The organism is Pseudomonas sp. 21LCFQ02 (genome assembly GCF_024129895.2).
GTDB lineage: Bacteria > Pseudomonadota > Gammaproteobacteria > Pseudomonadales > Pseudomonadaceae > Aquipseudomonas.
Map to the genome: position 1 here is coordinate 547,505 of NZ_CM178749.1, position 26,034 is coordinate 573,538.

26 protein-coding genes are annotated in these 26,034 nt (G+C 60.7%); 6 read left to right on the forward strand and 20 right to left on the reverse strand.

Going from position 1 to position 26,034, the window contains the following annotated elements:
• Positions 1 to 2 precede the first annotated feature (2 nt).
• Genes NJC40_RS02605 through NJC40_RS02615 form a run of 3 tightly spaced genes read right to left on the reverse strand, consistent with a single transcriptional unit; the run spans position 3 to position 1,695 of the window.
• Complete coding sequence (locus NJC40_RS02605; protein ID WP_253142357.1) at positions 3 to 719, reverse strand: PilW family protein; 717 nt, start codon at positions 717 to 719, stop codon at positions 3 to 5.
• Positions 716 to 1,234, reverse strand: coding sequence for a type IV pilus modification protein PilV (pilV, locus tag NJC40_RS02610; RefSeq protein ID WP_253142358.1), 519 nt, complete (start codon positions 1,232 to 1,234; stop codon positions 716 to 718). Before pilV ends, NJC40_RS02605 begins: the two co-directional genes overlap by 4 nt.
• Positions 1,231 to 1,695 (reverse strand): GspH/FimT family pseudopilin, encoded by a 465-nt coding sequence (locus NJC40_RS02615; protein ID WP_045483664.1) that lies wholly within the window; start codon positions 1,693 to 1,695, stop codon positions 1,231 to 1,233. The genes pilV and NJC40_RS02615 overlap by 4 nt, the downstream gene beginning before the upstream one ends.
• 118 nt (positions 1,696 to 1,813) lie before the next feature.
• On the opposite strand from NJC40_RS02615, the gene NJC40_RS02620 reads away from it, so the two are divergent.
• Positions 1,814 to 2,308, forward strand: a complete 495-nt coding sequence (locus NJC40_RS02620; protein WP_253142359.1) for a GspH/FimT family pseudopilin — start codon at positions 1,814 to 1,816, stop codon at positions 2,306 to 2,308.
• A gap of 32 nt (positions 2,309 to 2,340) precedes the next feature.
• Here NJC40_RS02620 and ispH read toward each other — a convergent pair whose 3' ends face one another.
• The 6 genes from ispH to murJ all read right to left on the reverse strand — a co-directional run bounded on the left by ispH (position 2,341) and on the right by murJ (position 9,726).
• Positions 2,341 to 3,288 (reverse strand): 4-hydroxy-3-methylbut-2-enyl diphosphate reductase, encoded by a 948-nt coding sequence (gene ispH / locus NJC40_RS02625; protein WP_045483668.1) that lies wholly within the window; start codon positions 3,286 to 3,288, stop codon positions 2,341 to 2,343.
• An 80-nt stretch (positions 3,289 to 3,368) separates the two neighbouring features.
• Positions 3,369 to 3,830 (reverse strand): FKBP-type peptidyl-prolyl cis-trans isomerase, encoded by a 462-nt coding sequence (locus tag NJC40_RS02630; RefSeq protein WP_045483670.1) that lies wholly within the window; start codon positions 3,828 to 3,830, stop codon positions 3,369 to 3,371.
• Complete coding sequence (lspA, locus tag NJC40_RS02635; RefSeq protein ID WP_253142360.1) at positions 3,823 to 4,350, reverse strand: signal peptidase II; 528 nt, start codon at positions 4,348 to 4,350, stop codon at positions 3,823 to 3,825. The genes NJC40_RS02630 and lspA overlap by 8 nt, the downstream gene beginning before the upstream one ends.
• Positions 4,343 to 7,174: an isoleucine--tRNA ligase gene (gene ileS, locus NJC40_RS02640; protein WP_253142361.1), complete on the reverse strand. Its 2,832-nt coding sequence runs from the start codon at positions 7,172 to 7,174 to the stop codon at positions 4,343 to 4,345. The genes lspA and ileS overlap by 8 nt, the downstream gene beginning before the upstream one ends.
• A complete protein-coding gene (gene ribF, locus NJC40_RS02645) occupies positions 7,171 to 8,121 on the reverse strand; it encodes a bifunctional riboflavin kinase/FAD synthetase (RefSeq protein WP_253142362.1) in 951 nt (316 codons plus the stop codon). Before ribF ends, ileS begins: the two co-directional genes overlap by 4 nt.
• Positions 8,122 to 8,184: 63 nt before the next feature.
• On the reverse strand, positions 8,185 to 9,726 hold the full coding sequence (gene murJ / locus NJC40_RS02650; protein ID WP_253116204.1) for a murein biosynthesis integral membrane protein MurJ: 1,542 nt from the start codon (positions 9,724 to 9,726) through the stop codon (positions 8,185 to 8,187).
• A gap of 251 nt (positions 9,727 to 9,977) precedes the next feature.
• On the opposite strand from murJ, the gene rpsT reads away from it, so the two are divergent.
• On the forward strand, positions 9,978 to 10,250 hold the full coding sequence (gene rpsT, locus NJC40_RS02655) for a 30S ribosomal protein S20 (RefSeq protein ID WP_045483684.1): 273 nt from the start codon (positions 9,978 to 9,980) through the stop codon (positions 10,248 to 10,250).
• Positions 10,251 to 10,306: 56 nt separating this feature from the next.
• Here the strand turns inward: rpsT and NJC40_RS02660 are convergent, their stop codons facing one another.
• From NJC40_RS02660 to rplU, 7 genes are all read right to left on the reverse strand, one after another.
• A complete protein-coding gene (locus tag NJC40_RS02660) occupies positions 10,307 to 11,170 on the reverse strand; it encodes a phosphate/phosphite/phosphonate ABC transporter substrate-binding protein (RefSeq protein ID WP_253142363.1) in 864 nt (287 codons plus the stop codon).
• Positions 11,158 to 13,473, reverse strand: coding sequence for a putative bifunctional diguanylate cyclase/phosphodiesterase (locus NJC40_RS02665; RefSeq protein WP_253142364.1), 2,316 nt, complete (start codon positions 13,471 to 13,473; stop codon positions 11,158 to 11,160). The genes NJC40_RS02660 and NJC40_RS02665 overlap by 13 nt, the downstream gene beginning before the upstream one ends.
• Positions 13,474 to 13,581: 108 nt before the next feature.
• Positions 13,582 to 14,067, reverse strand: a complete 486-nt coding sequence (locus tag NJC40_RS02670) for a CreA family protein (protein ID WP_045483688.1) — start codon at positions 14,065 to 14,067, stop codon at positions 13,582 to 13,584.
• Between the two features lie 8 nt (positions 14,068 to 14,075).
• Positions 14,076 to 15,194, reverse strand: coding sequence for a glutamate 5-kinase (proB, locus tag NJC40_RS02675; protein WP_253142372.1), 1,119 nt, complete (start codon positions 15,192 to 15,194; stop codon positions 14,076 to 14,078).
• A gap of 100 nt (positions 15,195 to 15,294) precedes the next feature.
• Positions 15,295 to 16,518 carry an Obg family GTPase CgtA gene (cgtA, locus tag NJC40_RS02680; RefSeq protein WP_045483690.1) on the reverse strand — a complete coding sequence of 408 codons (1,224 nt, stop codon included), beginning with the start codon at positions 16,516 to 16,518 and terminating at the stop codon, positions 15,295 to 15,297.
• A 204-nt stretch (positions 16,519 to 16,722) separates the two neighbouring features.
• On the reverse strand, positions 16,723 to 16,998 hold the full coding sequence (gene rpmA, locus NJC40_RS02685) for a 50S ribosomal protein L27 (protein WP_045483692.1): 276 nt from the start codon (positions 16,996 to 16,998) through the stop codon (positions 16,723 to 16,725).
• A 32-nt stretch (positions 16,999 to 17,030) separates the two neighbouring features.
• Positions 17,031 to 17,345: a 50S ribosomal protein L21 gene (gene rplU / locus NJC40_RS02690; protein ID WP_045483694.1), complete on the reverse strand. Its 315-nt coding sequence runs from the start codon at positions 17,343 to 17,345 to the stop codon at positions 17,031 to 17,033.
• Positions 17,346 to 17,583: 238 nt separating this feature from the next.
• Between rplU and NJC40_RS02695 the strand changes: the two genes are divergently transcribed.
• Both NJC40_RS02695 and NJC40_RS02700 read left to right on the forward strand, forming a co-directional pair.
• Positions 17,584 to 18,552, forward strand: coding sequence for a polyprenyl synthetase family protein (locus NJC40_RS02695; RefSeq protein ID WP_253142365.1), 969 nt, complete (start codon positions 17,584 to 17,586; stop codon positions 18,550 to 18,552).
• Between the two features lie 153 nt (positions 18,553 to 18,705).
• On the forward strand, positions 18,706 to 18,954 hold the full coding sequence (locus tag NJC40_RS02700) for a PA4570 family protein (protein WP_045483697.1): 249 nt from the start codon (positions 18,706 to 18,708) through the stop codon (positions 18,952 to 18,954).
• A gap of 65 nt (positions 18,955 to 19,019) precedes the next feature.
• On the opposite strand, the gene bamJ is transcribed toward NJC40_RS02700, so the two are convergent.
• The 4 genes from bamJ to NJC40_RS02720 all read right to left on the reverse strand — a co-directional run bounded on the left by bamJ (position 19,020) and on the right by NJC40_RS02720 (position 23,318).
• The gene (bamJ, locus tag NJC40_RS02705) at positions 19,020 to 19,637 is read right to left on the reverse strand and encodes a BamJ family beta-barrel-assembly machinery protein (protein WP_045483700.1); all 618 of its coding nucleotides are present in this window, start codon (positions 19,635 to 19,637) and stop codon (positions 19,020 to 19,022) included.
• Between the two features lie 124 nt (positions 19,638 to 19,761).
• Positions 19,762 to 20,250 (reverse strand): TIGR00645 family protein, encoded by a 489-nt coding sequence (locus NJC40_RS02710; RefSeq protein ID WP_045483703.1) that lies wholly within the window; start codon positions 20,248 to 20,250, stop codon positions 19,762 to 19,764.
• Between the two features lie 132 nt (positions 20,251 to 20,382).
• Positions 20,383 to 20,709 carry a PA4575 family protein gene (locus NJC40_RS02715; RefSeq protein WP_045483706.1) on the reverse strand — a complete coding sequence of 109 codons (327 nt, stop codon included), beginning with the start codon at positions 20,707 to 20,709 and terminating at the stop codon, positions 20,383 to 20,385.
• A 173-nt stretch (positions 20,710 to 20,882) separates the two neighbouring features.
• Positions 20,883 to 23,318: a Lon protease family protein gene (locus tag NJC40_RS02720; RefSeq protein ID WP_253142366.1), complete on the reverse strand. Its 2,436-nt coding sequence runs from the start codon at positions 23,316 to 23,318 to the stop codon at positions 20,883 to 20,885.
• Between the two features lie 269 nt (positions 23,319 to 23,587).
• On the opposite strand from NJC40_RS02720, the gene NJC40_RS02725 reads away from it, so the two are divergent.
• Positions 23,588 to 24,076 carry a DUF3015 domain-containing protein gene (locus tag NJC40_RS02725; protein ID WP_045483712.1) on the forward strand — a complete coding sequence of 163 codons (489 nt, stop codon included), beginning with the start codon at positions 23,588 to 23,590 and terminating at the stop codon, positions 24,074 to 24,076.
• 62 nt (positions 24,077 to 24,138) lie between these two features.
• The gene (locus NJC40_RS02730) at positions 24,139 to 26,004 is read left to right on the forward strand and encodes an Lnb N-terminal periplasmic domain-containing protein (RefSeq protein ID WP_253142367.1); all 1,866 of its coding nucleotides are present in this window, start codon (positions 24,139 to 24,141) and stop codon (positions 26,002 to 26,004) included.
• Positions 26,005 to 26,034 lie beyond the last annotated feature (30 nt).

Genomic DNA, 26,034 nt, shown 5'->3' on the forward strand with positions numbered 1-26,034 from the left:
TCTCAGAACCGGTTACGCAAGTAGGCGACAGCGCTGTAAGTCTGGTCTTCGACCCGCGCCTCAGAATCTCTAAGGGTCAGTTTCAAGCGCACGCTGCGAATGTTGGCGGAACTGCCCGCGCTGATGGTGTTGGTGTAGGTCATGGGGCTGCCGGTCATGCCGAACGATACCTCGAAAGCCACAATATTCTGCAGCAAGGGCTGGGCAGGCTGGGTAGAGGCAGTACCGGCCTTGATGCTCAGGGTGCCGTTATTGGCACTGTAGCTGTAGACCAGTTGCCGCAGCGGGAATGCTGTCTGGCCGGCAGCCGGCGCCCTGGAACCGGCGTAAAGCTGAGACGAGGTTTGGCAATCGGAAAGGATGGTCCAGTTCGGCGCGACCCCGGCCGTACCGATGTCGGCGGTGACAATGGTCAGGGTGTTGGTGGTGTTGTCCCAGAGGATCGGGGTGTTAAGCGCCGTCGGCCACTCAATCGCTGGCGGTACCGGGATGTAACTGCCAAAGCTCAGGCAGCCGTACATGCCGGTCATGCGCAGTTCCTGGATCATCTTGCTCAGCACGAAGCGTGCGTCTTCCTGCAGGCGCGCTGCCGAGTTCTGACTGGAAAAGGTCGTGCGCGCGGCAATGAAAATCTGCACCACCCCGAAACTGACCACCAGCCCGAGCGCCAGCGCCACCATGATTTCGATGAGACCGAACCCTTGTGAACGGCGCTTCATGGCGTCACCCCGACCCCGATGCGTGAGGTAAGTACGAAGCTGCGTGCAGCCGCCGCAGCAGGCGTCGCTCCGCTGGCCAGGTCTTCAGGCTGCTGGGCACGGCGGTCATTCCAGTAAATGGTGATGGTGACCTCCTGGCCGTTAATGACAATCTTGCTTTGCGCGCCATCGGTGCCGGCAAAGTCGGTGATATTGTTCTTGAAGTCAGCGAGGTCCACAGAGCGCACATCGTTTCCGGGCGCTGGCGCCGCCGACAGGCTCGACAACCCATAGCTGGCGAGCACATTGGCGGAGCCATTGGAGGTGGCGTTGCCGATCACGTTGGCCCGGATGCGATCCATCATGTCATAGGCAATGAAGCTGGCCTGGCTGGTCATCGCGGCACTGTCGGTGTACTTGAGCGCATTGAGCTGAATAGCAGCGGCGCCCAGCAGGCCGATGGCCAGAATCAGCACCGAGATCAGCACCTCGATCAGGGTCATGCCCGCCTGGGCAGCGCGACAGGTCTTGGTCATCCGCAGCTTCCATTCAAAACGATTCTTCCGGTCAGGCAGACATACAACGCCTTGCTGATCGTGCCGCGAGTGTAGGTCATGGTCACCTGGCTGGCCGGTGTCGCCACCCCGCCGAGGTTGTTGAATTCGATGGCTGCCACATTGCCGGTGGCCAGCGCCGCACCGGCACTCATGCCGCTCAGGGTCCTGAGGGTGGTCGGGTTGGTTTTTGTGTCAGTGATTCGCAGGTCGGCGGTCCAGTCGGCGCCGCTGACCGGCGCGATGCGGATCGTCATGCCACGGTTGATCGCCTCCAGCCGCGCATAATTGAGCGCCCGCTGCAGGTCGCTGACTTCAGTCTCGGCGCGGTTGTTCTGGATCATGCTGCTGAACCCCGGGATGGCAACGGCCGCCAGAATTCCCACCAGAGACACAGTGACTAACAATTCGATCAGGCTGAATCCCTTGGCGGAACGAGGCATTAAGTGTCTCCTTGACGATACGACTATAAAGCGGCTGCAACACCGAACAACCGTTACAAGGATATACGGTCATTTACGACTGACGAGTGTCAGCTTTTCTTCCAAGGAGGGAAGATCGATGAAACAGAGCGGTTTCACGCTATTGGAGCTACTGATTGCCCTGATTGTTCTGAGCATTCTGAGCGGGCTGGCAGCGCCGGGCCTGAGCGACCTGTGGCAAGCGCAACAACGGCTGGTGGCGGCCCGCGAGCTGGCCGGCGGTATACGCGCCGCAAGGGTCGCGGCAATCACCCGCCATCAGCAGGTCAGTATTCAGGCAGTTGGCGAGGACTGGAGCCAGGGCTGGCAGATCATCGCCGAGCACAATCAACAACGGCCGGATGGGCCGGTGCTGCTGGAGCGGGTGCTCAATGGCAAGCTGCGGATCGTGGGCAATAGCAAGGTCGCACAGAAGCTCACATTCAGCGAGCTGGGCGGTTTGCGCGGCGGCGGCAACGGCACCATCCACGTGTGCCTCAGAGACCAGCCGGTCAGCCACTACCGGGTGGTGGTGGCGATTACCGGGAATGTGAGGGTGGTGGAGCGGCAAACCGATCAGCCGCTATGCGGCTGAGCTGTACTTTGAGGGCAGACCTTGAGGGCGTATCAGGTCACCGACTTGACCCGCAGCTCTTTAGGCATCGAGAAGGTGATGTTTTCCGGGCGGCCATCGAGTTCCTGAGCGCTGCTGGCGCCCCACTCCTGCAACTGCTGGATCACACCGCGCACCAGCACTTCCGGCGCCGACGCGCCAGCAGTAATACCGATGTTGTGCACCCCGTCGAACCAGCTGCGCTGCATGTCTTCGGCGCCATCGATCAGGTAGGCCGGGGTCGCCATGCGTTCGGCCAGCTCGCGCAGACGGTTGGAGTTGGAACTGTTGGGGCTGCCTACAACCAGCACCACATCGCATTCGTCAGCCAGTTGCTTGACCGCATCCTGGCGGTTCTGGGTGGCGTAGCAGATGTCATCCTTGCGCGGCCCGCCGATAGCCGGGAAGCGCGCCCGCAGGGCGTCGATCACCCGGCTGGTGTCATCCATCGACAGCGTGGTCTGGGTCACAAATGCCAGGCGCTCGGGATTGCTGACCTCAAGCCTGGCGACATCCTGCTCATCTTCCACCAGGTAGATGGCCCCGCCATTGCTGGCATCGTACTGGCCCATGGTGCCTTCGACTTCCGGATGGCCGGCGTGGCCGATCAGGATGCACTCACGGCCATCGCGGCTGTACTTGGCCACCTCGATGTGCACCTTGGTGACCAGCGGGCAGGTGGCATCAAAGACCTTCAGGCCGCGGTTGGCCGCCTCGCTACGCACAGCCTGGGATACACCGTGGGCACTGAAGATGACGATGACGTTATCCGGAACCTGGTCCAGTTCCTCGACGAAAATGGCCCCACGCGAGCGCAGATCCTCGACGACGAACTTGTTGTGGACCACTTCGTGGCGCACATAGATCGGCGGCCCGAACACTTCCAGGGCCCGGTTGACGATTTCGATCGCACGGTCCACACCGGCACAAAAGCCGCGGGGGTTGGCGAGTCTGATTTGCATGTTGGCCTCGGCAGCCTTTGGCTGTATAGGGTGCGCAGCTTTTGCCGCTCCCGCAGGAGCGGCTTCAGCCGCGAAAAACGTTACGAATCCAGCGCCACGACTTCGAAGATCTGCACTTCGAAATCAAGGGTCTTGCCGGCCAGCGGATGGTTGAAATCGATGGTCACCTGCTGCTCATCGAAGTCCTTCACCACACCCGGCAACTCGGTATTGGCGGCATCGTTGAAAATCACCAGCAGCCCTTCGGACAGCTCCATGCCCTCGAACTGCGAGCGTGGCATGATTTGCACGTTTTGCGGGTTGTGCTGACCAAAGGCACCTTCGGGCGGGATGCGCACGCTTTTGTGATCACCGGCCTTGAAGCCGAAGATCGCCGCTTCAAAGCCTGGCAGCAAGTTGCCGTCGCCGACCTTGAAGGTCGCTGGCGACTTGTCGAAGGTGCTGTCCACGGTGTCGCCGTTTTCCAGGCGCAAGGCAAAGTGCAGCGTCACCTGGGTGTTCTGGCCGATACGGATATCGCCCGCTGATGATTGTTCAGTCATGAACAGCCTCTTCACTTTTCTTGCTCTTGAACATATCCAGCGCCAGCATCACCGCGCCGACGCTGATCGCGCTGTCGGCCACGTTGAACGCCGGGAAGTACCAGCGGTTCTGCCAGTGCACCAGAATGAAGTCGATCACATGGCCCAGCACGACGCGGTCGTAGAGATTGCCGATGGCGCCGCCCAGCACCAGTGCCAGGGCGACCGCCAGCCAGGTCTCATCGCGCCCCAGGCGCTTGAGCCAGACCACCAGCACCGCACTGACCACCAGCGCAATCACGGCGAACAACCAGCGCTGCCAGCCGGCGCCGTCCGCCAGGAAGCTGAACGCTGCGCCGGTGTTATATGCCAGGGTCCAGCTGAAGTAATCCGGAATCACGATGATCTGTTGGTACAGGTTCAACGAGTTCTCGAAGTAGTACTTGCTGACCTGGTCAACGATCAGGACCAGCAGGCTCAGCCATAACCAGGACAGCCGGCCGAACCGGCCGGTGCCCTTATCCAGCCCCGAGTCAGGCATAGTGACGCACCTCGCCGGCACCGCTGATGTTGTCTACGCAGCGGTTGCAGATTTCCGGATGCTCGGCGTGGCTGCCCACGTCTTCGCGGTGATGCCAGCAGCGGGCGCATTTGGCGTGCCCGGACTTGACCACTTTGAGCTTGAGCCCTTCGACTTCGGTCACTACTGCATCGGCCGGCGCCGAAACGAACGGCGCGACGGTGGCAGTAGAGGTGATCAGGACGAACCGCAGCTCGTTGCCGAGTTTGGCCAGATCGGCACTCAGCGCCTCTTCGGCGTACAGGGTCACTTCGGCCTGCAGGTTGCCGCCGATGGCTTTGGCAGCGCGCAGGTTTTCCATTTCCTTGTTGACCGCAACCTTCACCGCCATGACCCGCTCCCAGTAGGCGCGGTCCAGCTCGAAGCCGGCAGGCAGTTCGCTCAGGCCCTGATACCAGGTGTTGAGCATCACCGACTCGTTGCGCTCGCCCGGCAGGAACTGCCACAGCTCGTCGGCCGTGAACGACAGGATCGGCGCGATCCAGCGCACCAGCGCTTCAGAGATGTGGAACAGAGCGGTCTGGCAGGAACGCCGCGCGACGCTGTTGGCGCCCGTGGTGTACTGACGGTCCTTGATGATGTCGAGGTAGAAACCGCCCAGCTCCTGCACGCAGAAGTTGTGGATCTTCGAGTAGACGTTCCAGAAGCGGTATTCGCCGTAGTGCTCTTCGAGCTCGCGCTGCAGCAGCAGGGTGCGATCCACCGCCCAACGGTCCAGCGCCAGCATGTCTTCAGCCGGCAGCAGGTCGGTGGCCGGGTTGAAGCCGGACAGGTTCGACAGCAGGAAGCGCGCGGTATTGCGGATCCGCCGGTAGGCGTCGGCACTGCGCTGCAGGATCTGCTCGGAAACGGCCATTTCGCCGGAGTAGTCGGTGGCCGAAACCCACAGGCGCAGGATATCGGCGCCCAGCGTGTCGGTGACCTTCTGCGGCTCGATGGTATTGCCCAGCGACTTGGACATCTTGCGGCCGTTCTCGTCGACCGTGAAGCCGTGGGTCAGCAGCTCGCGGTACGGCGCATGACCGTCGATGGCGCAACCGGTCAGCAACGAGGAGTGGAACCAGCCGCGGTGCTGGTCGGAGCCTTCCAGGTACAGGTCGGCGCGCGGGCCGCTGTCGTGGCCGATATTGTGCGAGCCACGCAGTACATGCCAGTGCGTGGTGCCGGAGTCGAACCACACGTCGAGGGTGTCGTTGATCTTGTCGTAGCTGGCCGCCTCGTCACCGAGCAGCTCGGCAGCGTCAAGCTTGAACCAGGCCTCGATGCCTTGCTGCTCGACGCGCTGGGCGACCTGCTCCATCAGCTCGACAGTGCGCGGATGCAGTTCGCCGGTTTGCTTGTGCAGGAAGAACGGAATCGGCACGCCCCAGTTGCGCTGGCGCGAGATGCACCAGTCAGGCCGGTTGGCGATCATCGAATGCAGACGCGCCTGGCCCCAGGCCGGGACGAATTTGGTCTGGTCGATGGCCTTGAGCGAACGCTCGCGCAGGCTGGCACCGGCAGCCGGCTGCTTGTCCATGCCGACGAACCACTGTGCCGTAGCACGGTAGATCAGCGGGGTCTTGTGCCGCCAGCAATGCATGTAGCTATGGCTGATGGTCTCGGTGTGCATCAGGTTGCCGACTTCAGCCAGCTTGTCGACGATGTTCTGGTTGGCCTTGAAGATGAACTGGCCACCGAAGAACTCCAGCGACTCGACATACACGCCGTTGCTCTGCACGGGGCTGAGGATGTCATCGTTGCTCATGCCGTAGTGCTTGCACGAATTGAAGTCGTCTACGCCGTAGGCCGGGGCACTGTGTACCACACCGGTGCCGGCACCCAGCTCGACGTACTCGGCCAGGTACAGCGGCGACAGACGGTCGTAGAACGGATGGCGGAAATTGATCAGCTCAAGCGCTTTACCGGTGGCGGTGGCGATCACCGAACCTTCGAGCTTGTAGCGCGCCAGGCACGCCTCGACCAGCTCTTCAGCCAGCACCAGCAGGCGCTCACCGGTATCGACCAACGCATAGTTGAATTCAGGGTGAACGTTCAGCGCCTGGTTGGCCGGGATGGTCCACGGGGTGGTGGTCCAGATCACGATGGCCGCAGGCTTGGGCAGCGCCGAAAGACCGAAAGCGGCAGCCAGTTTCGCGTCGTCGGCAATCGGGAAGGCGACGTCGATGGTCGGCGACTTCTTGTCCTGATACTCGACTTCCGCTTCAGCCAGGGCCGAGCCGCAGTCGAAACACCAGTTGACCGGCTTGAGGCCCTTGAATACGAAGCCGCCCTTGACCATTTCGGCCAGTGCACGGATTTCTCCGGCTTCGTTGGCGAAGTTCATGGTCAGGTAGGGATTGTCCCACTCGCCCAGCACACCCAGGCGGATGAACTCGGCCTTCTGGCCCTCGACCTGCTCGGCCGCATAGGCACGGCACAGCTCACGGGTCTTGTCGGCCGACAGGTTCTTGCCGTGGGTGACCTCGACCTTGTGCTCGATCGGCAGGCCGTGGCAGTCCCAGCCGGGCACGTAAGGCGCGTCAAAACCGGCCAGGGTCTTGGAACGCACGATCATGTCCTTGAGGATCTTGTTCAGTGCATGACCGATGTGAATCTTGCCGTTGGCATAGGGCGGACCGTCGTGCAGGACGAACTTGGGACGGTCCTTGCCAATTTCGCGCAGCTTCTGGTACAGGCCAATGCTGTCCCAGCGCTGCAGGGTTTGCGGTTCGCGCTGGGGCAGGCCGGCCTTCATCGGGAAGGCGGTGTCCGGAAGATTTAGCGTGGCTTTGTAGTCGGTCATTTCAGGCTCTTGGTTAGCGGTTGGCCATGCCAATGGGCACGGGCGGCGGCGACATCCGCATTGATCGCCGTCTTGAGCGCCTCCAGTGAGGCAAAGCGCTGCTCATCACGCAGCTTTTGGTGGAAAACCACCGTCAAACGCCGGCCATAGAGATCACCGGCAAAATCCAGAAGATGCACCTCGAGGTGGGCACTGCCATCGCCGGCCACGGTCGGACGCACGCCGATATTGGCAACCCCCGGCCAGACCTGACCGTCAATCAGGGTGCTGGTCAGATAGACCCCGCTCAGCGGCACGCGGCGGCGCTTGAGCTGCACATTGGCGGTCGGCGTACCGAGCTGGCGGGCCAGCTTCTGGCCATGCAGGACGCGCCCGGAAATCGCGAACGGGCGGCCCAGCAGTTGTTCGGCAAGGTCGAAGTCGGCGCTGGCCAGCGCCTTGCGTACCTTGGTGCTACTGACCCGCAGGCCGTCGATCTCGACGGTTTGCGCCGCTTCGACACTGAACCCATGGGCGGTGCCGGCACGTTGCAGAAAATCGAAATCACCTGAACGGTCATGGCCAAAACGAAAATCGTCGCCCACTTCAAGGTGCTTCACACCGAGGCCATCGACAAGAATGGTCTCGACGAACTCGGTAGCGCTGAGCTTGCTCAAGCGCTGATTGAATGACAGGCACAGCACCTGATCAACGCCTTCGCAGCGCAACAGCTCGACTTTGTCACGCAACCGCGCCAGACGCGGCGGCGCGGTGTCGGGGGCAAAAAACTCGCGCGGCTGTGGCTCGAAGATCACCACGCAGCTGGGCAGGTCCAGTTCGGCGGCGCGCTCACGCAGGCGCGCCAGGATAGCCTGGTGGCCGCGGTGTACACCGTCGAAGTTGCCAATCGTGGCGACGCAACCCCGGTGCTGGGGGCGCAGGTTGTGAAGGCCTCTAACCAGCTGCATAACGCACATCTTGCTCATAAAGTGGCCGATTATACCTACAGAGGGACAAGGACGACAGGCACGTTACGTGTTGATCGCCTTGCGGGCAAAATCCTTCAGGCGAAAGCCCAGCAACAGCAGCATGGCAAAGTAGGCCACGACCCCGGCCGCAACCAGAATCCCCAGACGAACGAAGCGCTCGAGCATACCGCCCTCTGCCCAGGCCGGCATCAACTGCATCACCCCCAGCAGCACGCCGGCCATGACAGCGACCGCCACGCACAGTTTGAGCAGGAACAGCGGCCAGCCCGGTTGCGGCTGGAACAACTGCTGACGACGCAGTTGCCAGAACAGTAACAAGGCATTGATCGTCGCGCCGACACTGATCGCCAGCGCCAGGCCGGCATGCTGCAAGGGCCCGATAAACGCGAGGTTGAGCAATTGAGTGACGATCAACGTGAAAATCGCGATTTTCACCGGCGTGCGGATATTCTGTTGCGCGTAGAACCCCGGCGCCAGCACCTTGATCAGGATGATCCCCAGCAAGCCAACCGAATAGGCAATCAGCGCATGCTGGGTCATCAGCGCGTCGTGATCATCGAACTTGCCGTACTGGAACAACGCAACCGTCAGCGGCTCGGAAATCAGCCCCAGCGCCAGGGTGCAGGGCAATACCAGCACAAAGCACAGGCGCAGCCCCCAGTCGAGAATCCGCGAATACTCATGACGGTCACGGTCGGCGTAGGTCTTGGCCAGGATCGGCAACAGGATGGTGCCCAGCGCCACACCCAACACGCCGGACGGCAGCTCCATCAGGCGGTCGGCGTAATACATCCATGACACCGAGCCTGCCACCAGAAAAGAGGCGAATATGGTGTTGATGATCAGCGAAATCTGACTGACCGACACGCCGAGAATCGCCGGCAGCATCTGCTTCATCACCCGCCAGACACCCGCATCACGCAGGTTCAGGCGCGGCAGCACCAACATCCCGATGCGTTTGAGGTGCGGCAACTGATAAAGCAGCTGCAGCAGGCCACCGACCAGGACCGCCCAACCGAGCGCCATGATCGGCGGATCGAAGTACGGCACCAGCAACAGTGCAAACACGATCATGCTGACATTGAGCAGGGTCGGCACAAAGGCCGGCACGGCAAAGCGATTCCAGGTATTGAGAATCGCCCCCGCCAGCGAAGACAGCGAAATCAGCAATATATAAGGAAAGGTCACCCGCAGCAGGTCGGAGGTCAGGGCGAACTTTTCCGGCGTGTCGGCAAAGCCCGGCGCTGTCGCCCAGATGATCCAGGGCGCAAACAGCACACCGAGCAGGGTCACCACCGCCAGGGCCAGGGTCAGTAGCCCCGAGACATAAGCGATGAAGGTGCGGGTCGCCTCCTCGCCCTGCTGGTTCTTGTACTCGGCCAGGATCGGCACGAATGCTTGCGAAAACGCCCCCTCGGCAAAGATTCGCCGCAGCAGGTTGGGCAGCTTGAAAGCGATGAAAAACGCATCGGTGGCCATCCCGGCACCGAACGCCCGGGCGATGATGGTATCGCGCACGAACCCCAGAACCCGGGACAACATGGTGATGGAGCTGACCGCAGCCAGTGACTTGAGCAGATTCATTAGCGCAACAATTCGCCTCGAGCAAAGGACGCTGTTTGCTGTCGTCCATTTATGCGATACTCCGCGGCCCAAAAAAGCCCGAAGCCAAAGTCCGCGAGTGTACAGCCCCGGCGCCGGAAATGAATCACCGGCAAGGCGCAAGACCACTCGGCGTAAACTTGTATCCGCCCTTGACATTCATTGGGCACATCGGCATGATTCGCGGCCTTATTTGTTAGCTATTTCATAACAGTCTTTCGAGGAGCTTGACGGTGGCCAACTCACCTTCCGCCAAAAAACGTGCAAAACAGGCTGAGAAGCGTCGCAGCCACAACGCCAGCCTGCGTTCCATGGTTCGTACCTACATCAAGAATGTAGTTAAAGCCATTGACGCAAAAGACGCAGAAAAAGCACAAGTTGCTTACACTCTGGCTGTGCCTGTCATCGACCGTATGGCCGACAAAGGCATCATCCACAAGAACAAGGCTGCTCGTCATAAGAGCCGCCTGAACGGTCACATCAAGGCCCTGAAAGAAGCCGCCTGATTGACCTGTTCTTGAAAAAACCGACCTGAGGGTCGGTTTTTTTATGCCCGCGTTTTCTATCTGCCCTCCATCAACTGTTGCAGCGGCGCGTACTCGGCATGACTGACCGGCGCCAGCCCAGACGCCCCCTGCGACTTCAGAAAGTCGCCCAGCACCGCCCTGTCGCCCAGCATTACCGAGCCAATAGCGCGCTTCAACTCATCACACAGGCTGCCGCTAAAAACGTAGGGGTCGTAGTAAATCGGCTCTGAACGCCACAGCACGCGCAAGCTGTCTTGCTGCATGCGCCCCTCGCGCAGATAGGCATCGGCGCGCACGCTGGCCACGAACACCGCGTCAATGCGCTTGCCCAGCAACGCATCCAGGGATTTGTCATGCGAGCCTGAGTAGCTCACCGAACCGAAAAACTGCGCAAGCGGCAGACCGGTCAGCCGGGCAAACTCGGCGTTCGGGATCAGGCTGCCCGAGGTACTGACCGGATCACTCAAGGCGACCGTCTTGCCACGCAGCGCCTCAAGGCTGTCGAACTCGCTGGCACGCACCAACAACAGCGCCTGATAATGATGCCCCGGCGGCGTGAAATACCCGCCATCAATGGTCAGGCTGGCAAACGGCTCGATACGCGGATCACGACCATGCGCCAGGATATAAGAGGCCGGCCCCAGCCAGGCGATATCCACCCCGCCCGAGACGATCGCATCGACAACGCTCTCATAAGAAGAAGACGCAACGATCTCCACCGGCATGCTCAACTTCAGGCTCAACTGATCCAGCAGCGGCCGGTACTCATGCAGCAGCACATCCATACCTTTCTTGGGTATGACCGCCATTCGCAAGCTCTTTTGCTGACACTGGGCATAAGCCTGCACAGTGAACAGCCAGAGCAGCAGCAACGTCGACACGACTCTTATTCCACGCATACCTGCTCCAACTGATCGACTAACGGCACGTACTCACTCAACTGCTGCAACGACAGCGGTCGGCTGAAGTAATAACCCTGGGCGAAATCGCAGCCCACCCGCTTCAGGTAAAGCATCTGCTCGCGGGTCTCCACTCCCTCCGCAACCACCTCAAGCCCCAGACGCTTGGCCAGGATGAGGGTCGACGACACAATCGGGCTGTCATCCATGACGCCCGACAAGGACGCAATCAGCGCACGATCAAGCTTCAACTTGGTCAATGGCAACGCTTGCAGGTGGGCAAACCCCGCATAACCTTTGCCAAAGTCATCAAGACTGATGTTCAAGCCTGCATCACGCAGACGACGAAGATGCTCGACCGCCAGGTTTTCGTCTTCCAGCACGGCCGTTTCGGTAATTTCCAGGTCAAGCCACTCAGGCTTCAGGGCATGCCTGTCGAGCTCATCAAGGACCCTCTGGCTAAAATCGGCCTGACGCAACTGAATGGCCGACACATTGACCGCCAGACGAATCGGCTGCCCTCGCGCATACCACTGCGCCATCATTTCACAGGCAAGACGCAGCACTTCCCAGCCCAGCTCGACGATAAAACCACTGCGCTCGGCCAATGCGATAAACCGATCCGGATAAAGCAACCCGAGCACCGGATGCTGCCAGCGCACCAGCGCCTCGCAGCTGCTGAGCGACATATCATCCAGGCGCATCTGGGGCTGGTAATGAAGAATGAACTGCCGCCCCTGCAGCGCCTCGACGAAAGCCTGCTCCAACGCAAAACTTTCGCCCTCCTCGACATTCAGCGAGGCATCGAAGAACCGGTACTGGCCGCGCCCGGCCCGCTTGGCCAGATACATGGCTGCATCAGCAGCACGAATAAGCTCATCGACCGCCTGCCCATCACGCGGATACAGGCTTACTCCGACGCTAGGGCTGGTACTGAGCATATGCTCAGCCAGGCTGTAGGGTGCCGACAACTTCTGCACCAACGCACGCACCCAGGCATCTATCTGCCGCTCATTACGCTCACCGGCCAGCAGCACGACAAACTCATCACCACCAAAACGCGAGGCTTCGTCTCCAGGCCCAAGCATCCAACTGATCCGCCCGGCGACCGCCTGCAATAGCAAGTCGCCAATCTCGTGACCCAGCGAATCATTGATCGACTTGAAACGGTCCATGTCGATAAACAGCACCGCCATCAACTGCCCCTTGCCCAGCGCCCGCATGGCGACCTTGAGCAACTGGCGGCGGTTATGCAAACCACTGAGATGATCAGTGGCGGCCGCATGGCTGCTACGCCGGTGCTCCTCTTCAAGCCGGGCAATCAACGCCTGATTGGCTTGCTGGGCCTGCTCCAAAGCAACAAAGGCGTCCTGGCGCTTGCGCAGCAGGCGCAGCGTCCACAACAGGCAGCCCAGAAGCAGCAGCGTCATGCTCAGGTTCAGCCATAGCCGACCACGAAACGACTCACGCGAGGCGTGCAGGATTTCGTCGACACCCTGGCTGACCACCACGGTAAAGCCGCGCTCCGGCAGGCGCACATACAGACTCTGGTAGTGGCTTGGGCCAGCCTGCTGCAGCAACTGCCCGGAAAGCTCCTGCACAGCGGCAAAGCCCGGCTCAAGCGCGCCGCCACCCACCACCACCCCACTGCTGTTGATGCGCAGCAACTCCTGACCCGCACCATCGAGCAAGCGCATCATGCCGCTGCTCCCCAGATCAATACGCTCGAACAGTGCTGCCAGATAACCGATATCCAGCTGCACGACCAGAATGCGATTGAGCGTACCGCTTGCAGAGTCAACCAACGGCAACATGAACGGTAAGCGCCAACTGGGCAGCGAAGGCGCATCCTGCGCGCGGGCAACGAGCGGCAACAACGGTTTGAACCCGTATTGCGTAGAGTGCTCGGCCAATTGCTCAAGCCACAGCGCCGGCAAGCGGCTCGGTTCATCCATATGACTGGCAGACAGCAGCCGCCCATCCAGACCATACAGGCTCATGCGCTTGAACACCGGATCTTCGGCAAGCATGCGCACCAGCCCCTGCCGACTATTGGCCGTGTCACCGAAATCGTCACGCACGACCTCACCAATGACCTGGGCCCGATCGACCAGCTGGCGCAGATTCTGCCCGGCTATTGCAGCCAGATTCAGATGCTCTGCCGCCTTGGCAGCCAGCGCTTCATCAGCAGAGGAGGCTTGATGCTGAAAGTGCCGCACCCAGAGAAATGCCAGGGTCACAGCACAAAATGCCAGCAACAACAGCTGCAGAGAGCTGAGCGAGGAAAATGACCTCCGGATCACTGCAAAACATCCATGCCCTGTAATACCGGCAATTTACTACTACGGCATTGCCAAATAATGACGGTTTTGCAGGGTCCGGAGATTGCCGCTCAGGTCAGGTACAGCCTGCTAAGGCTTTTCAGCCTCACGCCACGGCAGGATCGGAATCGCAGTCACCGCATTTTGCGGGCTGCCTTCGATAAGGCGGTCGCTGTAGACCAGATACACCAGCGTATTGCGCTTCTCGTCCAAAAAGCGCACCACCTGCATGGTCTTGAACACCAGCGAGGTACGCTCCTTGAACACCTCTTCACCATCCTTGAGCGGCAACTCGAAGCGGATCGGCCCGACCTGACGACAGGCAATCGACGCCTCAGCGCGGTCCTCTGCCAGCCCCAGACTGCCTTTGACCCCACCGGTCTTGGCCCGCGACAGGTAGCAGGTCACGCCCTCGACCTTGGGATCGTCGAATGCCTCGACCACAATCCGGTCGTTGGCGCCGAGCAGTTTAAAAACCGTCGACACCTGACCAATCTCTTCAGCAGCAGCCTGCAAGGACCAGCCCAGCAGCGGCCAGGCCAGCAACAATCCGATTCCCAGCCTGAACACGCGCATGAACCACCTCACACCAGAATCAGATTGTCGCGATGTACCAACTCAGGCTCAGCCATGTAGCCCAACACCCGAACGATGGCATCAGACGATTGACCGATGATCTTCTGCGCCTCGACGGCGCTGTAGTTGCTCAGCCCACGCGCCACTTCACGACCATCCGGCGCCACACAGACAACCATCTCGCCGCGCCGGAAACTGCCCTGGACCAGCTTGACGCCGACCGGCAGCAAGCTCTTGTTATCCGAGGCCAGCGCGCTGACCGCGCCATCATCGAGCACCAGCGTGCCACGGGTCTGCAGATGCCCGGCCAGCCACTGCTTGCGCGCCGCAAGCATTTCGCGCTCCGGCGACAACAGGGTGCCGAGTTGCTCGCCGGCCTTGAGCCGCGCCAACACCTGCTCAATGCGCCCACCGACGATCACGGTGTGCGCACCGGAACGCGCCGCCAGACGCGCAGCGCGCAGTTTGGTCTGCATACCGCCACGCCCCAGCGCACCGCCTGCGCCACCGGCAACGGCGTCCAGCGCCGGATCATCGGCACGCGCCTCAAGAATCAATTGGGCATCAGGGTTGTTACGCGGGTCGGCATCGAACATGCCGTCACGATCCGTCAGGATGACCAGCAGATCGGCCTCGACCAGGTTTGCCACCAACGCCGCCAGGGTGTCGTTGTCACCGAAGCGGATCTCATCGGTGACCACCGTGTCGTTCTCGTTGATGACCGGCACCACCCCCAGCTCGACCAGCGCACGCAAGGTGCTGCGGGCGTTGAGATAACGCTTGCGGTCCGACAGGTCGTCGTGGGTCAGAAGAATCTGCGCAGTGTGCCGGTCATGCTCGGCAAAGCTCGACTCCCAGGCCTGCACCAGCCCCATCTGGCCGATAGCCGCTGCCGCCTGCAGCTCATGCATGGCACTCGGTCGGGTCGTCCAGCCCAGACGGCTCATCCCGGCCGCCACCGCCCCGGAGGACACCAGCACCAGTTCGACGCCCGCCTCATGCAGCGCCACCATCTGTTCAACCCAGACACTCATTGCCGAGCGATCCAGGCCCTTGCCATCAGCAGTCAGCAACGCACTGCCAATCTTCACGACCCAGCGCCGGGCACCCGTCACTTTGCTGCGCATCATCATCCAACCTTAGCCAGAGAGTTTTTCAATTCGGCTTTCAGGGCACGAAAACGCCGCTCGAAAGCGGCGTTAGTTTACTGCAAGTTACGACCCGCCATCAGTCACGGACATAAATGATTTCCGGGCCGTCTTCGTCATCCAGATCATCGCCCCAATCGTCGTCATCACTGACATCATCGACGCTTTTCACGCCACTGCGGCGCAGGGCACGCTTGTCGTCCAGCGCCTGCAACTGGGCACGCGCCTCGTCTTCGATGCGCTGATCCAGCTCGGCCAGCTCTTCGGCATAAGCCGGGTCATGGGCCAGGCGATCAGCACGGTCTTCGAGGTAACGCATGATGTCGCGCGACAGACGCTCGGTGCCTTCGCGGGCGATGGCCGAGATCACATAAACCGGGCCGGTCCAGCCCAGCCGCTCGACGATCTCGCGCTTGCGCTGCTCCTGCTCATCTTCGAGCAACTGGTCGCACTTGTTCAGCACCAGCCAGCGGTCGCGATCAGCCAGCGCCGGACTGAAGCGGATCAGCTCATTGATGATCACCTCGGCCGAGTCGGCCGGGCTGGTTTCATCCATCGGCGCCATGTCCACCAGGTGCAGCAACAGACGGGTACGCGCCAAGTGCTTGAGGAAACGAATCCCCAGGCCCGCGCCGTCCGAAGCACCTTCGATCAGCCCCGGAATGTCGGCGATGACGAAGCTCTTCCAGCGGTCGACACTGACCACCCCAAGGTTCGGCACCAGCGTGGTGAACGGATAATCCGCCACCTTTGGCTTGGCGGCCGATACCGAGCGAATGAAGGTGCTCTTGCCAGCATTCGGCAGGCCCAGCAGGCCGACGTCAGCCAGCACCTTGAGCTCCAGCTTCAGGTCACGCTGGTCGCCCGGTTTGCCCGGAGTGGTCTGGCGTGGCGCACGGTTGGTGCTGGACTTGAAACGGGTGTTGCCCAGGCCGTGCCAGCCGCCCTGAGCGACCATCAGCTTCTGACCGGCCTTGGTCAGGTCGCCGATAACCTCCTGGGTACCGGCGTCGATCACCGTGGTGCCGACCGGCACGCGCAGGAACAGGTCTTCACCCTTGGCACCGGTGCAGTCCGTGCTGCCACCGTTGGAACCGCGCTGGGCATCGAAATGCCGCGTGTAGCGGTAATCCACCAGGGTATTGAGGTTTTCGTCAGCGACCATGTACACCGAGCCACCGTCACCACCGTCACCGCCGTTGGGACCGCCGTTCTCGATGAACTTTTCACGCCGGAAGCTCATGCAACCGTTGCCGCCGTCACCGGCCTTTACCCGAATCGATACTTCATCAACAAATTTCATAACGCCTGCTCCCGCCACAAGGACGAGCCGAACCACATGAATTCATAAGCCTCTTGCAAAAATAGCACTGCGACACCGATCAGAAAACGGCGAGCCGAAAGGCCCGTATCACAAGCGCCTGCAAAAACCGTTTTGCAAGAGACTCACCACCACCAAAACGAAAAAGCCCCGTCGCAGGACGGGGCTTTTCATGCAACTGCGTGATTACGCTACCGAGGCTTCAGCCTTCGGAACGATGCTCACGTAACGACGACCGAAGGCGCCTTTGACTTCGAACTTCACAGTGCCTTCCACTTTCGCGAACAGGGTGTGGTCCTTGCCAATGCCAACGCCGTAGCCAGCGTGGAACTCGGTGCCGCGCTGACGAACGATGATGTTGCCCGGAATGATTGCCTGGCCGCCGTAGATTTTAACGCCAAGACGTTTACTTTCTGAGTCGCGACCGTTGCGGGTACTACCGCCGGCTTTTTTGTGTGCCATGAGTCAATTCTCCAAATGAGGATTAGGCTGGATTACGCCTGAATACCGGTGATTTTGATCTCGGTGTACCACTGACGGTGGCCCTGGCGCTTCATGTGGTGCTTACGACGACGGAACTTGATGATACGAACCTTGTCGTGACGACCTTGCGAAACCACTTCGGCTACAACGGTAGCGCCAGCAACAACTGGAGCACCGATGGTGACGTCGTCACCGTTGCCGACCAGCAGAACGCGGTCGAAAGTAACGGATTCGCCAGTGGCGATTTCCAGTTTTTCAACTTTCAGGTATTCACCTGGGGCGACTTTGTACTGCTTGCCGCCGGTAACAATAACTGCGTAAGACATGGTGTCTCTCCGAAAATCCTGCTCACCCAGCTCTTTATAGGAATAGTGTCGGCTGGCATGGCTGCATCAGGCTGGAGACCTCGATGCAATTGCGTAAGGCAGGTAATGCCCAAGAAAGTAAGGGTGCGCGATTGTACGCAAGCGGTGATTACCTTGCAAGGGCCGGGCTTGCATACCTTGACACACCTGTACCCGCAACCTAGCATGCGGCGCAACCTATGTGGAGCACCTGTCGCTGATGCAACCCCAAGCCTTCTACCGCGCGGTGGCGGACGACTTTACTGCCGTTGACCTGATCATCAAGAAGCAACTGACGTCGCGTGTACCGCTGGTCTCGAAGATCGGCGACTATATTACCTCCGCCGGAGGCAAACGGCTGCGTCCGTTGCTGGTGTTGCTGGGCGGCAAAGCCCTGGGCCATCAAGGCGACGACCTGCGCCTGCTGGCCGCCACCATCGAATTTCTGCACACCGCCACCCTGCTGCATGACGATGTGGTCGACATGTCCGGCATGCGCCGTGGCCGCTCGACAGCCAATGCCCTGTGGGGCAACGCGCCGAGCGTGCTGGTCGGTGACTTCCTGTATTCGCGCTCGTTCGAAATGATGGTCGAACTGGGTTCGATGCCGGTCATGCAGATTCTCTCCAGAGCCACTCGGGTGATTGCCGAAGGTGAAGTGCTGCAGCTGTCGAAAGTACGCGACGCCAGCACCACTGAAGAAATCTACATGGAAGTGATCCGCGGCAAGACCGCCATGCTGTTCGAAGCATCGACCCACAGTGCAGCAGCCCTGTGCGGCGCCAGTGCCGACCAGAGTGAAGCGCTGCGGACCTTCGGCGACCATCTGGGCGTGGCATTCCAACTGGTGGACGATCTGCTCGACTACCGTGGCGACGCCGAAACCCTGGGCAAGAACGTTGGCGACGACCTCGCTGAAGGCAAGCCGACCCTGCCGCTGATCTACACCATGCGTGAAGGCACCGCCGAACAGGCAGCCCTGGTTCGCCAGGCCATTCAGAAAGGCGGCCTGGAAGACCTCGAAAGCATCCGTAATGCCGTAGAAAGCGCAGGCGCCCTGGACTACACCGCGCAACTGGCGCGCGACTATGCAGCCCGCGCCATCGCCTGCCTGGAAGCCTTGCCGCCCAGCGAGTACCGCGATGCGCTGGTTGAACTCAGCGAGTTCGCTGTCGCGCGTACCCACTGACCGTCAGCACGTACCACCAAGAGCCCGTCCTTGTGACGGGCTTTTTATTGCCCGGCGTCAACCGCTCGACAGAAAATGCGAATTAATCTCAATAGAGGCTTGCTATTATCGTAATAGGAATTATTCTCACCTCATCGGAACAGGAGATGGAATATGACTTATTTGATCGATGCATGGCTGGATCGCCCGCACCCTTACCTGCGGATTCTTCATCGCGAGACAGGTGAAGTCTGCGCCGTACTGGAACAGGACGCTCTGGAAGAGTTACGTGAACAAGGTGATCTGGACGTCAATGTCCTCAACTCCAGCGAGCCGGTGGTGCTCAAGGAGCTGGTGCGAAACCTGTTTCTGTTTTGCTATGCGCGAGCGTTGCGCCCGATGGGTGAGTTTGGAACGGCGTGATGAAGCTTGACACGCCTGGCTGCTGAACGAGCCGCAACGGCGCGTTCAGCAGACTCGGCAACGGCTTACAGAACAGCCAGCAGCTCGACGTCGAACACCAGCACGCTGTGCGGCGGGATGCTGCCCACGCCTTGCGCGCCGTAGGCCAGTTCGCTCGGCACGTACAGGCGCCATTTGCTGCCGGTACCCATCAGTTGCAGGGCCTCGGTCCAGCCAGCGATCACGCCGCCCACCGGGAATTCGGCCGGCTCACCACGATCGTAGGAGCTGTCGAATACAGTGCCGTCGATCAGGGTGCCGTGGTAGTGCGTACGCACCTGGTCTTCACGGGTCGGCTTGGCGCCATCACCCGCTGTCAGCACTTCGAATTGCAGGCCCGACGCCAGAGTGGTCACGCCTTCACGCTTGGCGTTCTCGGCCAGGTAGGCGACGCCAGCGGCGGCGGCTTTTTCGGCCTTGGCAGCCGCTTCAGCCTGCATGACTTCACGAATCGCCTTGAACGCCGAGGACAGCTCTTCCTGACCCACACGGCTTGGCTGGTTGTTGAAGGCGTCGGTCAGGCCGGTGATGATGGCTTGCAGATCCACACCTGGCGGCGGGTTGTCGCGCAGTTGATCGCCCAACTGGCGGCCAATGCCGTAGCTGACGCGGGTTTCGTCGGTAGACAGATTGACTTCGGACATGATGCTGCTCCGCATGTGGAACGTCCGACTGACCGGCAGGCCACTCGAACACCCCGGATAAAAGGGCGAGCAGCCTAGCATAATTGCGCCGCCAGCCCCTATCGCTGCCAGCGCAACCCTGTCATTAATGCTTGGTGAGCTTGTCCAGATAGCCCATGGCAAATGCCGAAATCACGAAGGTCATGTGAATGATCACGTACCATTTCAGGTGTTCGGTCTCGATATTGCTGGCATCCATGAACACCCGCAGCAGGTGAATGGACGAAATGGCCACGATGGACGCCGCGACTTTCATCTTCAGCGAAGAGGAGTCCATGGTGCCGAGCCAGTTGAGCTTCTCCTTGTGCTCATCGATATCCAGTTGCGAAACGAAGTTTTCGTAGCCGGAAATCATCACCATGACCAGCAGGCCACCCACCAGTGCCATATCGATCAGCGACAGCAGGACCAGAATCAGATCGGCTTCAGCCAGGGAGAAGACATTGGGCAGAACGTGGAAGATCTCCTGGAAGAACTTCAGGCCCAACGCCAGCAAGCCAAGCGACAGGCCGAAATAGATCGGTGCCAGCAGCCAGCGCGACGCATACATGGCATTTTCAAAAAAACGTTCCATTGAAACTCGCAAGGTGTGGGAGAAGACGCGCGAGTATATCAGCGAGAAGTGATGGCTCTTGGCTCGCGACAAAATGTCGCAGCAAACACCACTGCCCGGCGGCTGCACCGGCCCATCAAGGGCGGCGCCACACTAGAACAACGAGGAATGCTGGCAGTGCGACGGATCGGTATTGAGCCGGCGCAGTTCGCCCTGCAGATGCAGGCTCCAGATCGGGATATCGTCAGAACACTGATAGCCGTTCAACGCCAGACTGTCGGCAATCGCCTGCAGCACGGACTCGGCAGCACGCGCGCCCTGGAAAGGCCCTTGAGCCTTGATGGCCGAAGGTTGTTCACCGGACATGCCCGCCGCGAACAGCAGGGTCCACAGGCCGTTATCGCCCAGTGGCCGGATCACGCATTCGATCCGGGTCACCAGGCCCAGACACTGGCGGGTCAGGCAGAGACGTCGCACCATGGCGAGTTCCTCCTCTTCAAGCTGATTGCCAGCTGCAACGGTGCAGCGGCCTGCCAATCCATTTGGCGACTGTATTGATCCAACAGCATAGAAGAAAAACCCCACGGTAAGCGAGGGATGGATGAACGGATGCCGGAGAATGCGAACTTCGTCCGGCATCACAGCCCATAGGGTCAAGCCTTGAGTTCAGGTTGCAGTTGCGCAGGCTCCTTTTCGAGTTCTTCACTTAGCTCTTCAGCGCTGAGCATCTCGGCGATATCACGCAGCCGCTGAACCACACGGGCGTTGACACTGCCCTCCGGGAACTGGCCATTGTCGTCTGGCGCACCGGCCGGCTCACCGACCAGCAGGCTCAGAGCCTCATCGGCCTGGCTGACGGCGTAGATGTGGAACTGCCCGGCCTTCACAGCCTGCAAGACCCGCTCATCAAGCATCAGGGTCGCGACGTTGGAACGCGGAATGATCGCGCCCTGTTCGCCGGTCAGGCCGCGTGCCTCGCACAGCCGGAAGAAGCCTTCGATCTTCTCATTGACCCCGCCGACCGCCTGCACTTCGCCAAACTGGTTGATCGAACCGGTAATCGCGAAGCACTGCTTGAGCGGGGTGCGCGACAACGCCGAGATCAGGGTGCAGACCTCGCCCAATGAGGCGCTGTCCCCATCGACATAACCGTAAGACTGCTCCAGGGCGATGCTGGCCGAAATCGCCAGCGGGAATTCCTGGGCGTAGCGGCTGCCCAGGTAACCGGTAAGGATCATCACCCCCTTGGAGTGGATCGGCTGGCCAAGGTTGACCTCCCGCTCGATATCCACGATACCGCTGCCACCGGGATACACTGTGGCCGAGATCCGGGCCGGCACCCCGAACGCCGAGTCGCCCACTTCCAGCACGGTCAGGCCGTTGCATTTGCCTACCGCAGCACCATCGGTGTCGATCAGGATGACCCCGGCCAGCATGTCGTCGAGAATCCGCGCCGAGACCCGCCCGGTGCGGGTGGCCTTGGCCTTGAGGGCCCGTTCGATATGCCCAGCATCGGTGAACTCTTCATTGGCCAGGTGGCGAATGAAGTCGGCTTCGCTGACCAACTGGAACAGGTCGCCGATCTTCGCCGACAAGCGCCCCTGATGCTCGGCCAGCCGTGCGCTGTAGGTGGCCAGACGGGCAACCGCATCAGCGGTCAACGGCGCCATGCCCTCCTCTGTGGTGCGGGTCTTGAGCAACTGGGCGAACTGCTCCAGGGTCTCGTCAACCATCGGGATCTCTTCGTCGAAGTCCACCAGCACCCGGAACATCTCCTGAAAATCCGGATCCAGGTCCTGCAAGGTGTAGTACAGCGAGCGCGAACCGATGATGACGATCTTGACGCTCCAGGGAATGACCTGAGGGGTAAGGGTAACGGTCGCCACACGGCCCAATTCGCCCAGTGGCGACTCCATCTTCAGCTTGCGCGTCTGCAAGGTACGTTTAAGCGCATCCCAGACGAACGGCTCGCCCAGCAGCTTTTCCGCCTCCAGAATCAGGAAACCGCCGTTGGCGCGGTGCAAGGCGCCGGGGCGCAACTGCCGGTAGCTGGTGTAAAGCGCCCCTTGATCAGTGCTGTACTCGATGCGGCCGAACAGGTTGTCATAGGTCGGGTGCGACTCGAACACCACCGGTGCACCACCATCATGGGTATGACCCACCACCAGACTGGGGCTGTACTGCTCTTCGAGCATCTTGCGCGCCTGGGCGTCGGTCTTGGCATCGTCAACCAGGTCCTCGACCAGGGTTTTGATCAGGTTGACCTGCAGCGCTTGCAGATAGGCGCACACCGCCGCTGTCTCGGCATACTTCTGCGACAACGGCGCCAGCAATGGCTGCAGGGCCAGAATGATGGTTTCGTCGTTGAGCTGGCGCAGCTGATTGTTGGACTCGCGCTTCCATTGCGGCAGGCTCGACAACTCTTCGTTCAGGCGCTCTTCCAGGTCGGCGATGTCCTCATGGAAACGCTCGCGCTCAGCCTCCGGCAGTTGGGAGAACTCGGCTTCATCCAGTGCCTTGCCGTCGGTCATGGGCGTGAAGGCGATGTTGGAGCTGTCGCGGTACAGGGCAATGCTCTTTTCCAGCGCCAGACGCTCGATCACATCCAGAGCGCGGTCATAGCGCTGGTTGAAGGCGCGGTCGATGGCGCTTTTTTTCTGCTGGTAGGTCGGGTGCTCGAACACCGCCGGAAAGGTTGCCAGCAGGTTATCGATCAACCCGGCGATGTCGGCGATGAACGCCTGCGCACTGCCGGCCGCCAGTTCCACGGCACGCGGCTCGCGGGGTTCGTCGAAGTTATTGACATAGACCCAGTCGGAGGGGGTCTGCAAACGCTTGGCTTCGGCCTTGAGGTAGCGTTTGACGAACGAAAACCGGCCGGTGCCGGGCTCGCCCATGACATACACGTTGTAACCGGGTCGCGGCATCGCCACGCCAAACTGCAGGGCCTCTACGGCACGTTCCTGGCCGAGTACGCCGCGAAAGGGTTCCAGATCATTGGTGGTCTTGAAAGCGAACTGTTCAGCAGAGAATGGACGGGTCAGCGCTTGTGGCGCCAGACGCAGGCTGGCAGCAACGGAATCGGGCATCAGTGTTCCTTACATCAGGCGGGGCAGATGCGGGCATTCTGGCGCTCGCCGGACACCACTTGCAAGACAGTTGCACGCTACCCGCTGCCCATTGCCACCCTCAATAGGCTGACGGATGTCAAAACCTCCCAATAAACCGTAATAAATCACGGAACCCCGCTACGCCGCCTAGACTCCAACCTGCGCATACTGGCCAGTATGGCCTTTTTGCACTAATGCAATGACGCATGCACCCGACCACTCAGGTTGACCAGAAAGAGAATAAAGCTATGAAACGGATTCTTCTTGGAACGCTCTTCGCCGCTGCATCTTTCAACGCCATGGCCCAAGCGCCAGGCGGCCCGGACTGCGGCTGGGGCAACATGCTGTTTGAAGGCCAGCGCGGCACTCCTGCTCACTTCCTGGCGTCCACCACCAACGGCACCTCCGGTAACGCCACCTTCGGCATGACCAGCGGTACCAACGGCTGTTCCACCAATGGCGCGCTGACCTACGGCGGCAAATCCTGGATTGCCATGAACGGCATGATGGACGAGCTGAGCAAGGACATGGCCATGGGTCAGGGTGAAGCACTGACCACCTACGCGGTGGTTCTGGGTGTTGCGCCACAAGACCGTGCGCGTTTCGCGGCTGTCACTCACGACAACTTCTCGAAGATCTTCAACAAAGCTGACGTCACTGCCGAGGACGTTCACGCCAACACCCTCGATGTGCTGAAAAACGACGCGACCCTGGCCAAGTACGCGACTCAGGCCTGATGCTCGTACCGCTCCCCGGCACACGGGGAGCGGTTTCCCACTTTTCGAACAGTTGCCCGCCCATGCTCAAACGTCTCGCCTGCCTGACGCTGTTTGTCTGCGCCCCGCTGTGCGCAGCCCCGCAAGTGGCCCCACAAGTCAATAACGAACGTTTGCAGCAACTGGCCAGCGACCCGTTCTGGCTGTCTCTGGGCCACTATGAAAAAACCCGTCTGAGTGGCTGGCGCAGCCACGTCGACGACCCGAAATTCTTTCTTGCCGCCAATGGTGCGCATGACCCATATGCCGAACTGAGTGCAACCCTGGCGGCGATCCGGGCTCCCGCGCTCGATCAGCAACCCCATGCGCAATGCACCTACCCGGCCCGCACCCGCTGGCTGCGCAATCAGTTGCAGTTGCGCGACCTGCCAGTGGTGGACTGCAAGGAATTCAACGAGTGGTTCAAGGATGTCTCGCCCGACAGCACCACGCTGGTGTTCCCGGCGGCCTACCTGAACAGCCCGTCATCGATGTTCGGCCATACCCTGCTGCGTATCGACCCGGCCAGTGCACGATCCAACAACACCACCCTGCTCAGCTATGCAATCAACTTCGGTGCTTACATCGAGGGCTCAGACAACAGCATCCTGTACGCCTGGAAAGGCCTGGCAGGCGGCTATCCGGGCCTGTTCGCGCTGGTGCCCTATCAGGAAAAGCTCGCCGAATACCGCAGCCTGGAAAACCGCGACCTGTGGGAATACCGGCTGAACCTGAGCAAGGAAGAAACCGAGCGCATGGTCGAGCATGTCTGGGAGTTGAAGCAAATTCGCTTCAGCTACTACTTTTTTGACGAAAACTGCTCCTATCGCTTGCTGGAATTGCTGCAAATCGCCCGGCCCGGCCTGCAACTGACCGATCAGTTCGAACTGACGGCGATCCCCACCGACACCGTCAAGGCGGTCAAGGCCGCCGGGCTGGTGGACAAGATCGACTACCGCCCGTCGCGTGAGCGCGAATTGCTCAGCCGCGCCGAGCCACTGGACCACACTGAGCAGCAGTGGGTGCTGGCCGTCAGCGCCGACCCGGCGCAACTGCAAAGTGCCGATTACCTGGCCCTGCCAGCCGAGCGGCGAGCCTTGATCCAGGACGCTGCTTACCGTCTGGAGCGCTACCGTGCCAACGGTCAGGAACGTGACCGTAACAGCGCCCAACGCAGCTTCGAGCTGCTGCGCGCGATCAACCAGAATCCTCCGCCGATGCTGCAGATCGACCAGCCGGGCCTGCCCGAAGAAGGTCATCAGTCACGCACCTGGCAAGTGGGCGTGGGCAGCCATGCTGACAAGGCGTTCGCCGAGTACGGGCTGCGCATGGCCTATCACGACCTCAACGATAACGCCTACGGCTTCCCGCTGGGTGCGCAAATCGAAATCCTGCAGCTCAAACTGCGCCAGTACGAGGGCAACGACTGGAAACTGCAGCGCCTGGACCTGGCGACCATTCGCTCGCTGACGCCGCGCAATGAGTTGCTCAAACCCTGGTCATGGCAGGTCTCCGGCGGTCTGGAGCGCGTGCCGGGCAAGCATGGCGAGCAGACACTGGTCAGCCACGTCAACGGCGGCGGCGGCGCGACCTGGCAACTGAGCGACAACCTGCTGGGCTTCGCCCTGGGTACCGCACGGCTGGAGCATAACAATGACTTCAGCGCCTTTGTCGCGCCCGCCGCCGGCTTCAATACCGGAGTGCTGTGGCGAAACCCGCTGGGCAACCTGAGTGTGGAGGCCAAGGGCGACTATTTCACCAATGGCGAAGTGCGGCGCAGCATCAGCCTGAACCAACAGTGGGAGGTTTCGCGCAATCTGGGCCTGCGCCTGACCGCCCAGCGCGACTTCACCCATTTGGGCGATGCGCAGAACGAGGTGATGCTGCAACTGCGCTGGTATCACTATTGAACACTTTTTCGACGAACCGTTGACCGGCTC

What these genes read in the sequence shown, in the direction of transcription:
- NJC40_RS02605 (WP_253142357.1), bottom strand. Translation starts at nt 719, where the DNA reads ATGAAGCGCCGTTCACAAGGGTTCGGTCTCATCGAAATCATGGTGGCG.
- pilV (WP_253142358.1), bottom strand. Translation starts at nt 1,234, where the DNA reads ATGACCAAGACCTGTCGCGCTGCCCAGGCGGGCATGACCCTGATCGAG.
- NJC40_RS02615 (WP_045483664.1), bottom strand. Translation starts at nt 1,695, where the DNA reads ATGCCTCGTTCCGCCAAGGGATTCAGCCTGATCGAATTGTTAGTCACT.
- NJC40_RS02620 (WP_253142359.1), top strand. Translation starts at nt 1,814, where the DNA reads ATGAAACAGAGCGGTTTCACGCTATTGGAGCTACTGATTGCCCTGATT.
- ispH (WP_045483668.1), bottom strand. Translation starts at nt 3,288, where the DNA reads ATGCAAATCAGACTCGCCAACCCCCGCGGCTTTTGTGCCGGTGTGGAC.
- NJC40_RS02630 (WP_045483670.1), bottom strand. Translation starts at nt 3,830, where the DNA reads ATGACTGAACAATCATCAGCGGGCGATATCCGTATCGGCCAGAACACC.
- lspA (WP_253142360.1), bottom strand. Translation starts at nt 4,350, where the DNA reads ATGCCTGACTCGGGGCTGGATAAGGGCACCGGCCGGTTCGGCCGGCTG.
- ileS (WP_253142361.1), bottom strand. Translation starts at nt 7,174, where the DNA reads ATGACCGACTACAAAGCCACGCTAAATCTTCCGGACACCGCCTTCCCG.
- ribF (WP_253142362.1), bottom strand. Translation starts at nt 8,121, where the DNA reads ATGCAGCTGGTTAGAGGCCTTCACAACCTGCGCCCCCAGCACCGGGGT.
- murJ (WP_253116204.1), bottom strand. Translation starts at nt 9,726, where the DNA reads ATGAATCTGCTCAAGTCACTGGCTGCGGTCAGCTCCATCACCATGTTG.
- NJC40_RS02660 (WP_253142363.1), bottom strand. Translation starts at nt 11,170, where the DNA reads ATGCGTGGAATAAGAGTCGTGTCGACGTTGCTGCTGCTCTGGCTGTTC.
- NJC40_RS02670 (WP_045483688.1), bottom strand. Translation starts at nt 14,067, where the DNA reads ATGCGCGTGTTCAGGCTGGGAATCGGATTGTTGCTGGCCTGGCCGCTG.
- proB (WP_253142372.1), bottom strand. Translation starts at nt 15,194, where the DNA reads ATGCGCAGCAAAGTGACGGGTGCCCGGCGCTGGGTCGTGAAGATTGGC.
- cgtA (WP_045483690.1), bottom strand. Translation starts at nt 16,518, where the DNA reads ATGAAATTTGTTGATGAAGTATCGATTCGGGTAAAGGCCGGTGACGGC.
- rpmA (WP_045483692.1), bottom strand. Translation starts at nt 16,998, where the DNA reads ATGGCACACAAAAAAGCCGGCGGTAGTACCCGCAACGGTCGCGACTCA.
- rplU (WP_045483694.1), bottom strand. Translation starts at nt 17,345, where the DNA reads ATGTCTTACGCAGTTATTGTTACCGGCGGCAAGCAGTACAAAGTCGCC.
- NJC40_RS02695 (WP_253142365.1), top strand. Translation starts at nt 17,584, where the DNA reads ATGCAACCCCAAGCCTTCTACCGCGCGGTGGCGGACGACTTTACTGCC.
- NJC40_RS02700 (WP_045483697.1), top strand. Translation starts at nt 18,706, where the DNA reads ATGACTTATTTGATCGATGCATGGCTGGATCGCCCGCACCCTTACCTG.
- bamJ (WP_045483700.1), bottom strand. Translation starts at nt 19,637, where the DNA reads ATGTCCGAAGTCAATCTGTCTACCGACGAAACCCGCGTCAGCTACGGC.
- NJC40_RS02710 (WP_045483703.1), bottom strand. Translation starts at nt 20,250, where the DNA reads ATGGAACGTTTTTTTGAAAATGCCATGTATGCGTCGCGCTGGCTGCTG.
- NJC40_RS02715 (WP_045483706.1), bottom strand. Translation starts at nt 20,709, where the DNA reads ATGGTGCGACGTCTCTGCCTGACCCGCCAGTGTCTGGGCCTGGTGACC.
- NJC40_RS02720 (WP_253142366.1), bottom strand. Translation starts at nt 23,318, where the DNA reads ATGCCCGATTCCGTTGCTGCCAGCCTGCGTCTGGCGCCACAAGCGCTG.
- NJC40_RS02725 (WP_045483712.1), top strand. Translation starts at nt 23,588, where the DNA reads ATGAAACGGATTCTTCTTGGAACGCTCTTCGCCGCTGCATCTTTCAAC.
- NJC40_RS02730 (WP_253142367.1), top strand. Translation starts at nt 24,139, where the DNA reads ATGCTCAAACGTCTCGCCTGCCTGACGCTGTTTGTCTGCGCCCCGCTG.